This window comes from Ruegeria sp. HKCCD6119 (assembly GCF_013110585.1).
In the GTDB taxonomy this organism is placed as follows: Bacteria; Pseudomonadota; Alphaproteobacteria; order Rhodobacterales; family Rhodobacteraceae; genus Ruegeria.
The window spans coordinates 127,693-145,687 of record NZ_WVQV01000004.1 but is presented as its reverse complement, the minus strand read 5'-3'; the positions used below and the strand labels follow the sequence as shown (position 1 = coordinate 145,687).

Genomic DNA, 17,995 nt, shown 5'->3' with positions numbered 1-17,995 from the left:
CGCCCGCAGCCCAAATCGAATTCGGCATTGCGGACAATGTAGAAGCTTGCGATTCTCAATCCATGTTGTCCGGATCCATGTGGCGATCCGGCATGGGGCTGGCTTGAGGCTCCTTTTCGACGAGAGAGTACAACTCGATGGATTCGGCAAGCCCTCGAACTTCGTGAAACCCACAAGCTGAGAACAGTTCAGGCGAAGCAGCGGCAACGGCTGACGTCGCCAGAACTCTGTGGCCCAGGGATTTCGTCAACCCCTCAATACGGCTTGCGAGGTTGACCGCTCTGCCCAGAACAGTGAAATCCAGCCTGCCGGGACTGCCGATGTTGCCATAGCTGACCTGCCCGACATTGATCCCGATGCCTATGTCCAACGGCGGCTTCTGAGCCTCATCGCGGCGATGGTTGAGTGCGGCCAAACCGGTCAAAACACTTTGAGCGGCCTGTGCTGCCCTTTTGCATTGGGCGTTCAAACCTTCCTGTGTCTCGACAGTGAATATCGACAGAATGCCGTCGCCCATGAACTTGAGAATGTCGCCGCCATTCTCTTCGACAGACTGCACGACCAGATCAAAATATCCACTCAACATGTCGAAAACGTCTTCTTCGGATGCCCTGTCTGAAAGAGCGGTGAAACCGCGCAGGTCAGAGAACATGACAACTGCGTCAAGGGTTGTGCGTTCCCCTCGCTTGATCCGCCCGTTCCACACAGCATCAGAGGGCCCATCGCCAAGATAGGTTCTCAGAAGACCTTTGGACGACTTGCGCATGGTGACAGGTTCAAGAGCAGAGGACAGAGCGGGCAATGCACCCTCAATCATTTTCAGATGCCGGGGCGAGAAGCCTTCTGGCGACCGGGTGACAAAAGTGCAGCCGTGCAGCGATCCGTCTCCGTAATAAAGCAGCGTAGCATAGTAATCGGTGCCACCCAGCTCAGCGAATTCAAGATATGATAAGTGCTCGGTCTTGGGATCCAATTGCCGCAGACTTTTGTGAAGTGGCTTACGGTGTTCAAGAATGTATTCGAATGAACTGCCGACATACCCATCCGTCAGCATGGTCTCATGTGTCACGTCATAGCTTTCGGTGCCATCCGGTGTCCAGACGATCCCCCATGCGATGAGCAGCGGATTGGCGAAACGCTGACCGATATTGACCCGCCAGAGCGGCACACCCGCCTCGATCAGAGACGAACAGAAATATGACACAACTTTTTCCGGGTCATCCGAACGACGCCCCTCGGCAATCATCCAATTGGTCAGTTGGGCAATAGCATCCATAGTTTAAAACCAATCGCTTAGATAAGATCGTCAAGAATTTGGGTTTAGTGTTCGATCATAATATTCTAGCCTTTTTCTTACCCCGTCCAAGCCTGCTGTTCAGTCCACAGTTCTCGGCCGTAAGCGCCGGCCAAGCTACACACAGACCTTCCTGGATACGTTTCGCCAGCCTTGTCATCAATTTGAATGAATCTTGCCAAAAGGGCGGCGTCGCTCTCGAAACCCTTTGAACGCCTTGTCGCACGCTGGTAGCACGAGGCCGCTCTGGCTATTGATTTATTAGCGCGCGCAAAGAATATGTAAATCTATGATAAGTTCACGACGAACAATACCAGCAGGCAGACTGGCATGACCAAGATAAAGAACATGGAAGAGTTTGCAGCGCTCAGCGGCATCTCGCGCCCTACGGTTTCCAAGTACTTTCACGATCCCGACAGCGTTCGCCCCACGACGCGGGCCCGAATCGAAGAGGCGCTGGAACGGTTCGACTATCGCCCCAACATTTACGCGGTGAACCAGAACCGAAAGCTAACCAAGAATATCGGAATCGTCGTGCCCTATCTGGCGGACCCGTTCTTTGTCGAGATTGCACGCTATCTGGAACAAAGTTGCATTGCGGCAGGTTATCGGCCGTCCCTGTTCAGCTCTCATGGCGAGCAGAAGCTGGAGAACGAAATTCTGGACGGTTTGCAATCGATGAAACCCGCCGGTGTTCTTTTGGCCCCTTTGGGCCGAATTTCGGACAGATCTGCGATCGAGAAATTCTGTGCCAATGTGCCGACCGTTCTGTTCGACAGCAATCTTGATGGTCTGGGAGCAGCCTTTGTCGGATCGGATAACTTTAGCTTTGTGTCGCAAACCGTCGAATACATGACCCGCACTGGTGAACCCCCGTCCTTCTTCGAAATGCGAACACCCGCGAACCCCAATGCCAACAAACGGCGCAAGGCGTATGTCGAAATCATGGAGCGCCTCGGACATGAGCCGCATATTCTCAAGGTTGATGGCAAAGGTTGGGCGTTTGAAGAAATTGGACACAGAGGCACGATGAAGATCTTGGAGGAAGGTCAATTGAGGACGAACTCGGTTCTGTGTAGCAATGACCGGCTTGCCATCGGCTTTCTTGCCGCTTGCTACGAACAGGGGATTCGGGTCGGTCGGAAAGAGGATTGTACGTTGCGTGTAGCTTCGAATGATGGGCACCCGTTCGCAAAATTTACATGTCCATCCCTGACAACGGCAGCGCATGACTATGATAATGTAGCGGCGCGCAGTGTTGAAACCCTGTTCCAACTCATTGAAAGTGGAGGGGAACTTCAGGCGCGATCGGAAACGCTATTCCCCGCACGACTGGTTTTGAGGGATTCTGCGTAGCTTCATTTTTTAACGCGCGTAAAGTTTTTATTGACGCCGCGACAAATTACGCACTACTTTCCGAGTACGGCATCCAAGCTCAGGGAGGACAAGGATGTATTTGAAGAATGCACTTCGTGCGGCGACGGCATTGACCTTTGTCGCAACGGCCGCGGCCCATGCAGAAACGATCACGATCGCAACCGTCAATAATGGCGACATGATCCGGATGCAGGGCTATACCGACAACTTCACCGAGGCGACTGGTATCGACGTGGAATGGGTGACGCTGGAGGAAAACGTCCTGCGTCAGCGTGTTACCACCGACATCACCACCAAGGGCGGTCAGTTCGATATCATGACCATCGGCATGTACGAAACGCCGATCTGGGGCGCAAATGGCTGGTTGGTTCCTTTGGATGGGCTGTCTGAGGAATATGATGTCGGCGACCTGCTTCCTGCGATGGCGGGTGGCCTGAGCCATGACGGCACGCTGTATGCAGCACCGTTCTATGGCGAAAGCTCGATGATCATGTATCGCACCGACCTGATGGAAAAGGCCGGGATGGAGATGCCTGAGGCGCCAACATGGCAGTTCATCCGCGAGGCGGCGGCTGCGATGACGGACCGTGACAACGACATCAACGGCATCTGCCTGCGCGGCAAGGCGGGCTGGGGTGAAGGCGGTGCCTTTATCACTGTAACCGCGAATTCCTTTGGTGCACGATGGTTTGATGAAGATTGGACACCTCAGTTTGATCAGCCCGAATGGAAAGAGGCGCTGACCTTTTTTGTCGACATGATGAATGAATCCGGCCCTGCCGGTTACGCGACCAACGGCTTCAACGAAAACCTTTCGCTGTTCCAGCAGGGCAAGTGCGGAATGTGGATCGACGCCACTGTTGCGGCTTCCTTTGTGACAAATCCGGATGATTCAACTGTCGCGGACAAGGTCGGGTTTGCTCTGGCACCAAATTCGGAAGGCGTCGACAAGCGCGCCAACTGGCTGTGGGCCTGGGCACTGGCCATTCCGGCGGGAACCCAGAAAGAGGATGCAGCCAAGCAGTTCATCGAATGGGCGACCTCAAAGGATTACATCGAACTGGTGGCGGAAAACGAAGGTTGGGCCAATGTCCCTCCGGGTGCGCGCACCTCGCTTTATGAGAACGCGAACTACAAGGACATTCCGTTCGCCAAGATGACGCTCGAGTCGATCCTGTTGGCCGACCCGCAGAACTGCTGTGCCAAGCCAACACCCTATACTGGCATCCAGTTCGTTGCGATCCCGGAATTCGCGGGCATTGCCACACAGGTCAGTCAGGAATTCTCGGCGGTTTATGCCGGACAACAGACTGTAGATGAAGCGCTTGAAAAGGCGCAGGCCTTTACGGCTGAAGAAATGGAAGCCGCAGGGTACTGAGGCATCCCTCCCAGTAGGGGACAGGTGATCTGTCCCCTGCTCTCTCCACTTCCACAACTCGCGTTTTTCTCGCAGGCTGAGTTACGCCTGAACAGAGAGGGTTTGCGTAATGGCTACTCAACACTCCCGATCCGTTGCTCGCCTGATGATGGCACCCGCAGTGGTCCTGCTGCTTGGCTGGATGCTCGTGCCATTGACGATGACGCTGTACTTTTCTTTCAAAAAATATCTGCCTCTGCGCGGGGGTGATCTGGGCTGGGTCGGGTTCGACAACTACGTCCGCTTTGTCTCGTCCAGTACATTCTGGCCCGCGGTGCAGGCAACACTGGTCATTGTTGGCGGTGTTCTGATCATAACCGTCATTCTCGGAATTCTGCTCGCCATGCTGCTGGATCAGCCGATGTGGGGGCAAGGCATTGTCCGTATCCTTGTCATCGCGCCGTTCTTCGTGATGCCCACCGTGTCTGCGCTGGTGTGGAAGAATATGTTCATGGACCCGGTCAATGGTTTGCTGGCCCATCTGTGGCGTTTTTTCGGGGCCGAGCCGATCTCGTGGTTGTCCGAGGCGTCGATGACCTCGATCATCATGATCGTTTCGTGGCAATGGCTGCCCTTTGCAACGCTGATCCTTTTGACCGCAATTCAGTCGCTGGACAGCGAGCAACTGGAAGCAGCCGAAATGGATGGCGCACCGGTTCTGAAGCGCTTCTACCACATCATTCTGCCGCATCTGAGCCGCGCGATCACCATCGTAATCCTAATCCAGACAATATTCCTGTTGTCGATCTTCGCCGAGATCTTCGTGACCACCGGCGGCGCATTCGGTACCCGTACACTCACCTACCTGATCTTCCAGCGTGTGCTGGAGAGCCAGAATGTTGGTCTCGGATCAGCCGGAGGTGTCTACGCAATCATCCTCGCCAATATCGTTGCGATCTTCCTGATGCGCATCGTCGGCAAGAACCTGGACGCGTGAGGAGGAAAACCCATGGCCCGCGCTGTCACATCCCGACGCAAATCGCTGAACACCGCCCTTGCCTGGGCCGTGGGACTGCTGATTTTCTTCCCGATCCTCTGGACGATCCTGACCAGCTTCAAAACCGAAGCGCAGGCCATTGCCAGCCCTCCGTTGTTCCTAAACTTTGACTGGACGCTGGAAAACTACGCCATCGTGCAGGAACGCTCGGACTATATGCGGTTTCTGTGGAATTCGGTGATCATCGCCGGTGGGTCGACCATGCTGGGCGTGATCATCGCCGTGCCCGCCGCCTGGGCGATGGCGTTTGTTCCGTCCAAACGAACCAAGGACATCCTGTTGTGGATGCTGTCCACCAAGATGTTGCCGGCCGTAGGTGTGCTGTACCCGATCTATTTGCTGTTCATCCAACTGGGCCTTCTGGATACGCGCGGAGGGTTGGTCGTGGTGCTGATGCTGATCAACCTGCCGATCATCGTCTGGATGCTTTACACCTATTTCCGCGAAATTCCGGGTGAAATTCTGGAAGCCGCACGGATGGATGGGGCGACGCTGAAAGAGGAAATCCTCTATGTCCTAACCCCCATGGCCATTCCCGGCATCGCTTCGACCGTCCTGCTGAACTTTATCCTTGCGTGGAACGAGGCATTCTGGACCCTCAATCTGACCGCTGTTGACGCGGCACCGCTCACGGCCTTCATCGCCAGCTATTCCAGCCCCGAGGGCCTGTTCTTTGCGAAGCTCAGCGCGGCCTCGACCATGGCAATTGCACCCATCCTGATCCTTGGCTGGTTCAGCCAGAAACAACTTGTCCGCGGCCTGACCTTCGGCGCTGTGAAATAAGGAGCATTCCTCATGGGACGCATACAACTCAAGTCCGTGACCAAAAGCTTCGGCGACGTTCAGGTCATCCCTCCGCTGGACCTGACCATCGAAGATGGCGAGTTCACCGTTTTCGTCGGCCCTTCGGGCTGTGGCAAATCCACGCTGCTGCGCCTGATCGCCGGGCTGGAAGACATCACCAGTGGCCACATAGAAATCGATGGAGCAGACGCAACAGACGTGCCACCCGCCAAGCGGGGGCTGGCAATGGTGTTCCAGTCCTATGCGCTTTACCCGCATATGACCGTTCGCAAGAACATCGCATTTCCGCTGCGCATGGCGAAACTGGATCAGGCTGAAATCGACAAGCGGGTTGAGGGCGCGGCCAGTGTCCTGAACCTGACCGATTACCTGGATCGCCGCCCGGGCCAGTTGTCCGGTGGTCAACGCCAGCGCGTCGCCATTGGTAGGGCTATCGTTCGTGAGCCGGCCGCGTTCCTGTTCGATGAACCCCTTTCAAACCTCGACGCAGCGTTGCGGGTGGGCATGCGGTTGGAGATCAGCGAGCTGCATGAACGCCTCGCGACAACGATGATCTACGTCACCCACGATCAGGTCGAAGCCATGACCATGGCGGACAAGATCGTTGTGCTCCAGGCTGGCGTGATCGAACAGGTTGGCAGCCCGCTGGAACTGTACCGAACGCCACGCAACCTGTTTGTTGCGGGGTTCATTGGCTCGCCCAAGATGAATTTTATCGAAGGGCCCGAAGCGGCAAAGCATGGCGCACAAACGATCGGCATTCGACCGGAACACATCGCGGTGTCGGACTCCGAAGGAGAATGGTCCGGGCGCGTCAGCGTCTCTGAACATCTTGGTTCGGACACATTTTTCCACGTCCACGACACCGGATTGGCCGAGACAATCACTGTTCGTGCCGATGGCGAGGTTGGTTTCCGCCATGGGGATCGCATTCATCTGACCCCACGCGCCGATGTGATCCACAGATTTGACGCAGACGGTCTGCGGATCGAATGAAACGTCTGACGGGCAAAACCGCCCTGATCACAGGGGCTGCGCGGGGCATTGGATTGGCATTTGCCAAGGCCTATGTGGCAGAGGGCGCGCGGGTCGCAGTTGCCGACATCGACATCCAGCGGGCACAGGACGCGGTCGCTGAAATTGGCGCGGCGGCTTTCGCTGTCGAAATGGACGTGACCGACCAGCAAAGCATCGATAGGGCCATAGCCAAAACCGCGACGCAATTCGGCCCAATCGACATTCTGATCAACAACGCGGCCATCTTCACCGCCGCACCAATCGTCGAGATCGAGCGCGCCGACTACAATCGCGTTTTTGACATCAACGTCGCGGGCGCGCTGTTTACGATGCAGGCCGTCGCCAAACATATGATCGAGCACGGAACCAAAGGCCAAATTATCAATATGGCCTCGCAGGCCGGGCGAAGGGGTGAACCTTTGGTCGCTGTCTACTGCGCCAGCAAGGCGGCGATCATATCCCTGACCCAATCGGCGGGGCTGGACCTGATTTCTCATGGGATCAACGTAAATGCGATTGCCCCTGGTGTCGTCGATGGCGAACACTGGGATGGTGTGGACGCCTTTTTTGCAAAACACGAAGGCAAGCCCCTTGGCCAGAAGAAGCGTGAAGTGGCGGCAGCTGTTCCATATGGCCGCATGGGGCGCGCGGAAGACCTGACAGGCATGGCGGTTTTTCTGGCCTCTGATGAGGCCAGGTACATCGTCGCGCAGACTTACAACGTCGACGGCGGAAATTGGATGAGCTGATGGACCCTGTGGCGAACGCAAAAACCCCTGCACGGCTGCGGCAAGAGAGTCTGTCCAAGCTGCCAACCACCGTGAAGACCCCGATGTACGAACGTTCGGATCTGACGCCGGGCATCGTTCATATTGGATTGGGTAATTTCCATCGCGCGCATCAGGCCTGGTATGTTCACAAGCTCATGCAGCAGGGGCTGGCCCATGACTGGGCAATCGTCGGAGCGGGTGTGCGAAGCTATGACGCTGTCATGCGAGAACGATTGCTGGCGCAGGATTGCCTCACAACGCTGATCGAGTTAGGGCCAAACGGAATGTCCGCCGAGGTGGTTGGCCCGATGATCGACTACCTGCCGATCGAAGAAAACAACGCTGCCCTCATCCACGCGATGGCAGATCCGGCCACCCGGATCGTTTCGCTGACTGTTACCGAGGGGGGGTATTTTCTGGATGCCAACAGCGGCGCATTCGATTTCGATCACGCAGATATCCGTCATGACGCCGAAAACCTCAATCAGCCCCGTACGGCCTTCGGCGCGATGGTTGCGGCACTCAGACAACGGCGCGCCAAGGGGTCGACCCCGTTCACGGCGCTCAGCTGCGACAATCTTCAGGGCAACGGAACGATTTTGCGAAACTGTGTTGTGGGATTGGCGCGCATGTCCGACTCGGAACTGGCCGACTGGATCGACAGGCATGGCGCGTTTCCCAACTCGATGGTGGATTGCATCGTACCAGCGACCACCGACCAATTGGTATCGCAATGCCGCGCCCTTGGCGTCGATGACAGAGCGCCCGTCTCGCATGAGAACTTTCGCCAATGGGTCATCGAGGATGCCTTCTGCGCCGGGCGTCCGCCCCTCGAAAACGTCGGAGCAATACTGACCAACAACGTCCATGGTTACGAGACCATGAAGTTGCGCATTTTGAACGGAGGTCATCAACTGTTGGCAAATGTCGGAGAAATAATGAATGTTTCGACGATTGCCGACTGCATGAAGGACCCGGACATCGTGGCGTTTTTTCGAAAAGTGCAGGTCGAAGAAATCCTTCCGCATGTCGAAGCGGTTCCCGAGACCACTGCAAATGAGTACCTTGAGTTGATCGAGAGCCGATTTGCAAACACGGCGATTCACGACACCACACGCAGGGTTGCATTTGACGGATCGGCGAGACATCCCGGATTTTTGCTGCCGTCGCTGCGCGATGCACTTGCATCAGGGTCTTCTGCAAACGGGCTCGCCCTTGCCGAAGCGTTCTGGTGCCGGATGTGTGCGGGTATTCGTGAGGATGGCTCCGAGATCACTCCCAATGATCCCCAGTGGGAAGGCCTGAACAGCACCGCAAAAGCGTCCAAAACTGATCCTGAGCTTTGGCTGGAACAGGGGTTCTACAGCGGTGACTTTGGGATCAGTACACAGTTTTCCAACGCCTTTGCCCGCTGGCTGACCCTGATATGGCAGCGTGGCAGCCGGGCCGCCATTGCTGAGTATGTCGCGAACGGTTAACGTAACAGATCATTCACGAGGCTCAGTTCGCTCGGTGCCTATGCGGTCCGGTATCTGGCCCTTGGAGCTTTGTCTGACGTTGGCGCAAATAGGGCCTGCAATCTGCCGAAAATGGCATGGATGTTACCCTCGGCGGTTCTGACCGGTTCACCGCCTTGGGCAAATCCCCACTACAGAGTCCATGGAATAAGCGAAAGCTTGCCACCGGATCAAAAGCTTCGAGAACGGGTCCAAAAAAATTAAAAAATATTTGGCAGAATGCCTAAACCCTAAACGGCCGCAGATGCCCGGTTCAGCCAAGGAACACGGGTTTCTGTTGCACTTATGAGACGGTTCTGCCGTTGAAAGAAAGTGTCATTTGAAACATGGTGCACCTGCTGTTTCAAAAAGATCGGTGCATAGTAGTTTGTCATAAAAAGAACAATTTGAGCGTGCATCCGAGTGCAATCTAATCTTCCGAGGTACAGGGCTGAGCAATGGCAACTACGACTATAATACCAAGACCTTCCGCTTCTTCGCCGCTCAGTCCAATACAAGGTTATGTTGCCTACGTTGACGGCAATCCTTCGACCACCACAATTTCTTATCACTTCGAACAATACGCGGGCACACAAGCGTGGACTGCGGAATACAAGGCGGAATTCCGAGCGGCTCTTTCTGCCATCGAGGCCGTCGCAAATGTGACTTTTGTCGAATCCGGCAGCGCTTCCGCCGACTTGGTGGAAGTTATTGCGCCCACAAGTTTTTTTTCAAATCCCAGAACGCTTGGCTACCACTATACGCCATCAAGTGGTCCCTCCGCAGGCGCTTTCAACACCGCTTACTGGACTGCCGGAACAAATGGAAACGGCGATCCGGGCGGGTTTTTCTTTACTACGTTGCTTCATGAGTTGGGTCACGCGCTTGGGTTGGGTCACCCCCACGACACCGGTTTGGGTACAACCGTGATGAATGGCGTCACATCGCCATTTGACTCTTTCGGGGCCGGCAGCCTGAATCAGGGTGTCTACACGGTGATGTCGTATAATGATGGCTGGACCGAAAAGAACGGAATTCTCTCTGTTAACGCGACTTATGGTGGTTCAACGGGTCTTGGCGCTTTGGACATTGCTGCGCTGCAGGCGATGTATGGCGCCAATACCAACCACAACTCTGCCAACAATACCTACACGCTTCCTTGGGCAAACGTCGCGGGTACCGGCTATCAGTCTATTTGGGATACTGGTGGAAACGATACCATCCAGCATGTCGGCAGTTCGAAGGCGCGGATCGACTTGCGGGCCGCAACACTGGATTATTCCGAGACCGGCGGCGGCGTAGTGTCTTACGCAGAGGGTATAAAGGGCGGCTTTACAATCGCGCATGGCGTTGTGATTGAAAACGCGATCGGTGGGACCGGTGACGACGTGATCGTCGGGAATACCGCTCAGAACGTTCTGAATGGCAACCATGGTCACGACAAAATCTATTCAGTGTCCGACGGAACCAACAACAACACCGTTTATGGCGGTTTGGGGAACGACACCATTTATCTGGCGAACGGTTCCGGTGCAGACCAGGTTTTCGGCGGCCAGGGCGACGATTGGGCCATTGTGACCAACAATGCCGGCTCGTTTTCCGGAGGAAGCGGTACTGACACAGTCCGATTTGTCAGCGCCATCAGCAGCTATCTGTTCATTAAAAACGGCACGAAATACGAATTTATCGATGCCGTTTCACGTATCACCTTCACGCTGGAAGATGACGTCGAGGCCATTCAGTTCCTGAATGGATCACAGGCGTATACTCGTTCGAATATCGAAGCTGCCATGCAGCTTTCGGATATCGAGACGACCGGCACCACACTGAAACATGCAAGTCAGGGCATTTACGTTCTGGATGCAGGCAGCTCGAACGTGACGCTGGTATTTAATGGTCAGGCTGTTGGTCAAAACACGATCGCCGGCTGGCAGGCCATTCACGCCGAGGCTTCGGGCGGCGGTTACAAAGTGCTGTGGAAAAACGTGGATGGGACGTACGGGGAATGGACCGTAAATGCCAATGGGCAGTTCCTCAGCAGCAGCAGCATCAGCAACGTGGCTGATGTTGAGACCTTCTATGGCGCTGATTTGAACAATGACGGGCTGACGGGGCATGGTACGGTCACGGTTGAAACCAACGGCTCCACGACGCTCGTTTCGTCAAGCCTGGGTTCGTATTTGATTAACGGCACCATTGAACTGACCCTCAACGGTGCCAAAGCCGGCCCGGGCAGTATTCCCGGCTGGCAGGCCATTCACGCCGAGGCTTCGGGCGGCGGTTACAAAGTGCTGTGGAAAAACGTGGATGGGACGTACGGGGAATGGGTGACGGATGCCAGTGGTCGTTTTGTCAGCAGCCGCATCATAGACGACGTTAGGGATGTCGAGGTCTTCTATGGCGCAAATCTGAACAATGATGGGCAAATCGGCCATATCACGACCAGCATCGAATCCAACGGTTCAACGACGCTGGGGTCGTCAACCAATGGCGCATATGTAATCGGCGGCAGCATCGACTTGACGCTCAACCAGGTTAATGCCGGTCCTGGCAGCTTCGCGGGCTGGCAGGCCATTCAGGCCGAGGCATCCGGTGGCGGCTATCGGGTGTTGTGGAAGAACTCGGACGGGTCCTACGGTGAATGGACGACGAATGCGGCCGGTGAATTCCAGAGCAGCACAACAATCAGCAATGTTGCGGATGTAGAGGTCTTTTATGGCGTTGACCTGAACAATGACGGGCTGACGGGGCATGGAACAATCAGCATTGAATCCAGCGGCGCGACGACGCTGGGGGCGACAACCCAAGGTGAATATCTGATTGGCGGCACCACCAAGTTGACATTCAACAACGCCACCGTCGGACCGAACAGCTTCTCCGGCTGGCAGGCCATTCACGCCGAGGCTTCAGGTGGCGGCTACCGGGTGCTGTGGAAGAATGCGGATGGGTCCTACGGTGAATGGGTCACGGATTCCAATGGTGTATATGTCAGTTCCAACACCGTCGCTGACGTGGTGGCGGTCGAATCCTTCTATGGTTTTGATATCGATGGCAGTGGAACTGTGGGGTACCAATTGCCCAAGCTCGCTCGGCTTTCGGAAGGCGATCAGAAAGAAGTATTGGGAGAGACCGATTGGGATGAAACGGTCGATTATCTGAAGTTCGCCCCTGATCTTGAGGCGCCCGAAGACGCAGAAGACGTCTACACGCTGGTGAGCTTGCATCAGGCTCAGGACACAGCGCTTTCCGTTTCCGAAGACGCATTGGCCGCCGTTCCGAGTGGCAATGTGGACGTCGAGGGTGACGAGATCAGCCCGGCACTGATGCCCCTTTTGGAAGAAGACAGCTTTTGGATATAGATGTGCATTGGCGCTGGAGGCGGCCCGTTCTGTCAAACTGACGGTGCAGTTTCTGGCGTAGTTCGCTGCTTAGGCTTGCGATTTCGATCAGTGCCCCGGGCTTCCGGGCCCGCGTTGTCAGCTCTGTCGAACCTAACAGCTGGACGAAAGCAAAAAACGCCAGCCCAAGCGGACGGATCGCCAGGATTTGGGTCGGGCTTTTGCCAGAGCGGAGCCGCGGCAACACACCCTGCCGCCAGCAAGGCAGCACCGGAGTTTCTAGGCGGGTCTGGCAACGTCCAAAACCCATAGGGTGCCGCGCGAACTGCCGCCATCGATCACGGTGATATTCTAGGCAACGTTTCTAGGAGGAATAATCCGTTGGTCCTATTGGTCCTGATCGGCTGTGCGGTCGCGCTCCTGAAGGGCGCGAATGCGCATCCTCTGGCCGGCTTGAATATGTGCTCGCATTTCCATCTCGGCGGCAGCACTATCACGCGACTTGAGGGCTGCCATAATGCGCCTGTGTTCCGCGACTGCGGCATCCGCCCGTTCATTGTCCAACAGTTGCGACGGTCCGAGTATCAGCAGCGCTTTTTGCAATGAAAGCATGGATTTCGCCAGAAACCGGTTTTTGGCCACATCCAACAGGGTGGCGTGAAATACCCTGTTGATCCGGGCGGCCTCTGGCCCCGTACCTGCCTGGGCAAGTTGGTCGTTCAGAACCTCAAGTTCGTCCAATTCGATATCTGACGCGGCTCGGGCCGCCAGACGGGCCGCAGTGCCTTCAAGCACGGCACGCATCTCATAAAGCTCCATTACCTCGGCATAACTCAGGCTTCGGACCGTTGCGCCCTGCCTTGGCACATGCGTGACAAGCCCATCCGTCTCGAGCTGTCGGATCGCTTCGCGCACAGGAGTTCGGCTGACGCCCAACCGATTGGACTGGTCAATCTCTCTCAAGCGATCGCCGGGCAAAAGCGCCCCTTCGCGAATCTCGTCCAGCAACCGTTGATACACGGAATTGCCTTGGGGGCCTGGCTGAATTGAGTCGTCCTGAAAGGTCATCATGTTCTTGCTTGCAGTTTGTATCCAAAAGAATACAGTTGAACACATTACGGGTCAATGGCAATGGAATTCAGGTTTTGCTCATCTTGAAGAACCACCCCTCCCCCCTTGTGAAAAGGTGGGTGACGTTTGGAATTGCAGTGCTTGGCACAGCGGTCTTTTGGGTGTTGGACCTGCCGCTGCCGTTCTTGTTCGGCCCCATGGCAGCTTGCCTGATCGCCGCGCTTGCCCAGGCGCCAATGCAAGGGTTTGGGCAGATTTCCGTTGCCGCCAGAACGATTCTGGGCGTAGCAGTCGGTGCCTCGATCACGCCGGCACTTTTCGTCGAACTGCCCAAGATGGCCACATCGATCATGCTGGTTCCCGTCTTCATAATCCTGATTGCTTTTGTTGGTGTGCCGTTTTTTCGAAAAATCTGGGGATTTGACGAAAAAACCGCATTTTACGCAGCGATGCCGGGCGGTTTGCAGGACATGATCATTTTCGGCGCCGAAGCCGGAGCCGACCCAAGAACCCTTTCCCTGATCCACGGTACGCGCGTGTTGATCATCGTCACTTTGGCGCCGTTGTTCCTGACGCTTTTCTACGATGCGGAACTCACCAATCCCATAGGACAGCCGGCGCGTGAGCTTCCCGTTCATGAACTGCTGCTGATGGTTCTGGCGGCTTTCATCGGCTGGAAAGGCGGAGAGAGAATAGGGCTTTTCGGCGCATCCATCCTTGGGCCGATGATCCTAACGGCGGCTTTGTCGTTGGGGGATTTCATTCATTCGCGCCCGCCGCGCGAAGCCGTGCTGGTCGCGCAGTTTTTCATCGGTTGCGCGATTGGAGAAAAATTTGTTGGCGTAACCTGGGGGGAGCTGCGCCGGGTTGTTGCTGCGGGCGTTGCATATGTTTTCGTACTTGCAGTTCTGGCAGCAGGTTTCACTGCCATTGTCACGTCTCTTGGTTTGGGGCGGCCCGTCGAAGCCTTTCTGGCTTTCGCACCGGGGGGGCAGGCCGAAATGACGGTTCTGGCCATCGTCTCGGGCGCTGATCTGGGCTTTGTAATCAGCCATCACCTAACGCGGATCGTGCTGGTCATCATCGGCGCGCCCGTCGCCGCTAACCTGATCTTGCGCTGCTCCAGACCTCGGAATTAGCCAGGTGTTTTGGGCCGCGACCGCATAGTTTCCGCGCGCCGGAAGCACCGCGTTCAAAGGTTGAAACACTCTTTGTGGCATTGGCCAAAAAGTGCTTCTTCCATCCCGCTGTCTGCGGTTTCTTGCTCAAAAAAACATGTGCAAACTTGGCAATGCTGAACTAACTTTCTAAATGCGGCGATGCCTGTCCGAATGATGTGGAATGTAAACTGTGAAACCTAAACACCGCCTATCAGCGGCCCCTCGCCATGAATTGCGCAACGTGCGCAATCAGGGCATTGCCTTTCTGGCCTTGGCGTTTTTGTTCAGCATCTTCGTCAACCTGCTCATGCTGACAGGTCCGCTGTTCATGCTGCAAGTATATGATCGGGTTCTTGGTTCTCGGGCAGTTGAAACTCTGACCGCACTGTTTTTGCTTGTCGCTTTGCTTTATGCGCTGATGGCCATGCTGGATTATGCGCGCGGTCGCATCGTTGCCCGCTTTGGTGCACGGTTCCAGTCGCAGCTGGATGAGCGCGTTTTCGAAGCCACGATGCGCCGGTCTCTGGTGCCCCAGGTGCGATCGGCTCCGGCGACTGCATTGCGGGATCTCGAGACCATTCGCACCTTGTGCTCTTCGCCCGTGCTGCTTGCAATTATGGATATCCCGTGGACGCCTGTCTTCCTGGGGGCGATTTTCATTTTTCATCCTCTGCTTGGCTGGTTGGCCGTTGCAAGTGGCGTGTTGCTTGTGCTGATCGCATTGCTCAACCAGGCCCTGACCAGTCGCAAGGTGGCCGAAGCACAATCCGCGGCGGCGCGGGCGAATGCCTTTTCCGAACACGCAAGGCAAGCAGCAGAGGTTGTGCGCTCTCAGGGAATGCAGGCGGACGTGACCCGGCGGTGGTTGAACCAGCGTTCCGAAGCTTTACGTCAAAGCATTTCCGCTAGTGACTGGACTGGTAGCTTCACGTCGCTGACGAAATCGCTTCGGCTTTTTCTGCAATCTGCCATGCTGGCTTTGGGCGCGTGGTTGGTATTGCAAAACGAAATGACGCCCGGGGCGATGATTGCGGGCTCGATTCTCCTGGGACGGGCTTTGGCCCCGGTGGAACAGGCTGTCGGCCAATGGAGTTTGGTCGAACGGGCCCGCACGGCCTGGAATTCGCTGAACCGGTTTCTGGACCAGACACCGCCAGAGGAACAGCGGATTCGTTTGCCGATCCCAAAATCCCAGTTGGAAGCCAAATCCCTGACGGTAATCCCTCCGGGTGCTTCTGCGCCAACCTTGCGAAATGTGAACCTGAAACTGGAGCCGGGAAAGGCGCTTGGTGTGATCGGCAAAAGTGGGTCGGGCAAAACGACCCTGGCCAAGGCTCTGCTTGGGCTTTGGAGACCGGCAGCTGGCGAGATCCGGTTGGGCGGCGCCACGTTGGACCAATATGATCCCAACGATCTGGGCAGCCACATAGGATACTTGCCGCAGCAGGTGACCCTGTTCAACGGAACCGTTGCTGAGAATATTGCACGGATGTCGGAAAACCCGGATTCAGAAGCGGTGGTGGCGGCGGCCAAGAAGGCCAAGGCACACGAACTGATTCTGTCATTGGAAAAGGGTTACGGCACCTTTCTTGAAGGCAATGACAGTCAGTTGTCGGGCGGCCAGAAACAGCGTATTGCGTTGGCCCGAGCGCTGTATGGCGACCCGGTCCTTCTCATTTTGGACGAGCCGAACTCGGCCCTCGACGCAGATGGCACCGAAGCTTTGAATGCTGCCGTGCGCGGCCTCAAGGAAGCGGGAAAGGCTGCCATCATCATGACGCACCGCCCGCAGGCTATTTCGGAATGTGACGATCTTGCTGTTGTGGAAAAAGGCCAGGTGGTGAGGTTTGGCAGTCGCGATGAGGTTTTGAACGCAATGGTCCAGAATGCGGGCGCGATTAAGCGCAAGCTTAGCCCCGTAGGTGAATAATGGCGAAAAAATCAACCAAGATACCCGTCCCCGTCTGGGGCATCAAAATACCTGCGTTGGTGGGATTTCTTGCCCTTGGCATTCTGGTCGGCGGGTTGGGCCTTTGGGCCGTGAAAACGCGGCTGGCCGGGGCGATTGTATCTTCGGGTGTCATCGAAGTTCAAAGCAACCGTCAGGTCGTTGAACATCCTGACGGCGGCGTGGTTGGCGAGATTTTCGTGCGCGACGGTGATACGGTTGCCTCGGGCGATTTGCTTTTGCGGTTGGATGACACATTTCTGTCTTCGGAACAGACGATTGTAGAATCTCAACTCTTTGATCTTTTGGCCCGCCGGGCCCGGCTGGAGGCCGAGCGGGATGGCCTGACATCCGAAGAATTGGCGGCGCGCCTGGCTGAGGTTCAAAAAGAATACGATATCGATCCGGACCTGATTGCAGGGCAACAGAACCTGTTCGATGCCCGGTTGGAAACGCTGTCCAAGCAGGACGAACAACTGCGCAAACAGTTGGTTCAGATAGAAAGCGAGATCGCAGGCACGCAGGCTCAGTTGGTCTCGTTGCGCCGCCAGACAGAGTTGATCGAGGCGGAGTTGAAGGATCAGCAAAGCCTGTTGAGCAGGGGTCTGACACAAAACAGTCGCGTGCTGGCGCTGCAACGCGAAGAAGCCAGTCTGACAGGCGAAATCGGCAAACTGGAAGCCTCCGTTGCGCGCCTTAAAGGACAGATTGCATCAACCGAGATCAAGATTGTCGAACTGACCGCGACCCGGCGGGAAGAAGCGATCACCACTTTGCGGGACGTTCAGGCGCAGGTGGCAGAGCTGTGGGAACGACGTTTGTCCCTGGCGGAACGTCTGGCCAGGCTTGAAATTCGCGCACCTGTCAGCGGAACGGTTTACGGCAGTCAGGTCTTCGCCCTGCAATCGGTCATTCAGCCGGGTGAACCCATGATGTATGTGGTTCCGCAGGACACGCCGCTGTTGGTCGCAGCGCGGGTGGATGCGATCCATGTGGATCAGTTGCATGTCGGGCAATCCGTTGCCCTGCGCTTTCCTGCGTTCAATCAACGCGAAACGCCCGAACTTGAAGGACAGGTCAACAACGTCTCGGCGGACACGTTCACGGATGAACAGTCCGGTTTCACCTTTTACCGCGCCGAAGTGGTGCTGAATGACGGTGAGATAGACCGGCTCAATGGCCAGGAACTTTTGCCGGGTATGCCGGTTGAGACATTGATCAAGACCGACGAACGCACGCCGTTGTCCTATCTTGTGAAACCGATGGCAGACTACTTCAACCGCGCGTTTCGCGAATGATGCGGACG

13 protein-coding genes are annotated in these 17,995 nt (G+C 56.0%); 11 read left to right on the top strand and 2 right to left on the bottom strand.

The genetic code is table 11. From position 1 onward, the window contains the following. Window positions 1–55: 55 nt before the first annotated feature. Window positions 56–1,276, bottom strand: coding sequence for an adenylate/guanylate cyclase domain-containing protein (locus GS611_RS12275; protein WP_171636024.1), 1,221 nt, complete (start codon window positions 1,274–1,276; stop codon window positions 56–58). Window positions 1,277–1,624: 348 nt separating this feature from the next. Between GS611_RS12275 and GS611_RS12270 the strand changes: the two genes are divergently transcribed. From GS611_RS12270 to GS611_RS12235, 8 genes are all read left to right on the top strand, one after another. Continuing rightward, window positions 1,625–2,650: a LacI family DNA-binding transcriptional regulator gene (locus GS611_RS12270; RefSeq protein ID WP_171636022.1), complete on the top strand. Its 1,026-nt coding sequence runs from the start codon at window positions 1,625–1,627 to the stop codon at window positions 2,648–2,650. Window positions 2,651–2,744: 94 nt separating this feature from the next. After that, on the top strand, window positions 2,745–4,049 hold the full coding sequence (locus GS611_RS12265; protein ID WP_171636019.1) for a sugar ABC transporter substrate-binding protein: 1,305 nt from the start codon (window positions 2,745–2,747) through the stop codon (window positions 4,047–4,049). Between the two features lie 109 nt (window positions 4,050–4,158). Beyond that, entirely contained in the window at window positions 4,159–5,025 is an 867-nt protein-coding gene (locus GS611_RS12260; protein WP_171636017.1) for a carbohydrate ABC transporter permease, read from the top strand. Window positions 5,026–5,037: 12 nt separating this feature from the next. Beyond that, entirely contained in the window at window positions 5,038–5,868 is an 831-nt protein-coding gene (locus GS611_RS12255; protein WP_152460301.1) for a carbohydrate ABC transporter permease, read from the top strand. Between the two features lie 12 nt (window positions 5,869–5,880). After that, the gene (locus GS611_RS12250) at window positions 5,881–6,885 is read left to right on the top strand and encodes an ABC transporter ATP-binding protein (protein ID WP_152460302.1); all 1,005 of its coding nucleotides are present in this window, start codon (window positions 5,881–5,883) and stop codon (window positions 6,883–6,885) included. Continuing rightward, window positions 6,882–7,655 (top strand): L-iditol 2-dehydrogenase, encoded by a 774-nt coding sequence (locus GS611_RS12245; protein WP_171636015.1) that lies wholly within the window; start codon window positions 6,882–6,884, stop codon window positions 7,653–7,655. Before GS611_RS12250 ends, GS611_RS12245 begins: the two co-directional genes overlap by 4 nt. Beyond that, complete coding sequence (locus tag GS611_RS12240) at window positions 7,655–9,154, top strand: mannitol dehydrogenase family protein (RefSeq protein WP_171636013.1); 1,500 nt, start codon at window positions 7,655–7,657, stop codon at window positions 9,152–9,154. Before GS611_RS12245 ends, GS611_RS12240 begins: the two co-directional genes overlap by 1 nt. Window positions 9,155–9,630: 476 nt before the next feature. Next, window positions 9,631–12,531, top strand: coding sequence for a M10 family metallopeptidase C-terminal domain-containing protein (locus tag GS611_RS12235; protein WP_171636011.1), 2,901 nt, complete (start codon window positions 9,631–9,633; stop codon window positions 12,529–12,531). Window positions 12,532–12,897: 366 nt separating this feature from the next. On the opposite strand, the gene GS611_RS12230 is transcribed toward GS611_RS12235, so the two are convergent. Further along, window positions 12,898–13,530, bottom strand: a complete 633-nt coding sequence (locus tag GS611_RS12230; RefSeq protein WP_348539517.1) for a GntR family transcriptional regulator — start codon at window positions 13,528–13,530, stop codon at window positions 12,898–12,900. A 170-nt stretch (window positions 13,531–13,700) separates the two neighbouring features. Here GS611_RS12230 and GS611_RS12225 point away from each other — a divergent pair, with 170 nt between their 5' ends. The 3 genes from GS611_RS12225 to GS611_RS12215 all read left to right on the top strand — a co-directional run bounded on the left by GS611_RS12225 (window position 13,701) and on the right by GS611_RS12215 (window position 17,987). After that, entirely contained in the window at window positions 13,701–14,720 is a 1,020-nt protein-coding gene (locus GS611_RS12225) for an AbrB family transcriptional regulator (protein WP_371732257.1), read from the top strand. Between the two features lie 211 nt (window positions 14,721–14,931). Beyond that, entirely contained in the window at window positions 14,932–16,671 is a 1,740-nt protein-coding gene (locus GS611_RS12220; RefSeq protein WP_371732256.1) for a type I secretion system permease/ATPase, read from the top strand. Then, on the top strand, window positions 16,671–17,987 hold the full coding sequence (locus tag GS611_RS12215) for an HlyD family type I secretion periplasmic adaptor subunit (RefSeq protein ID WP_171636009.1): 1,317 nt from the start codon (window positions 16,671–16,673) through the stop codon (window positions 17,985–17,987). Before GS611_RS12220 ends, GS611_RS12215 begins: the two co-directional genes overlap by 1 nt. The last annotated feature ends 8 nt before the right edge of the window (window positions 17,988–17,995 follow it).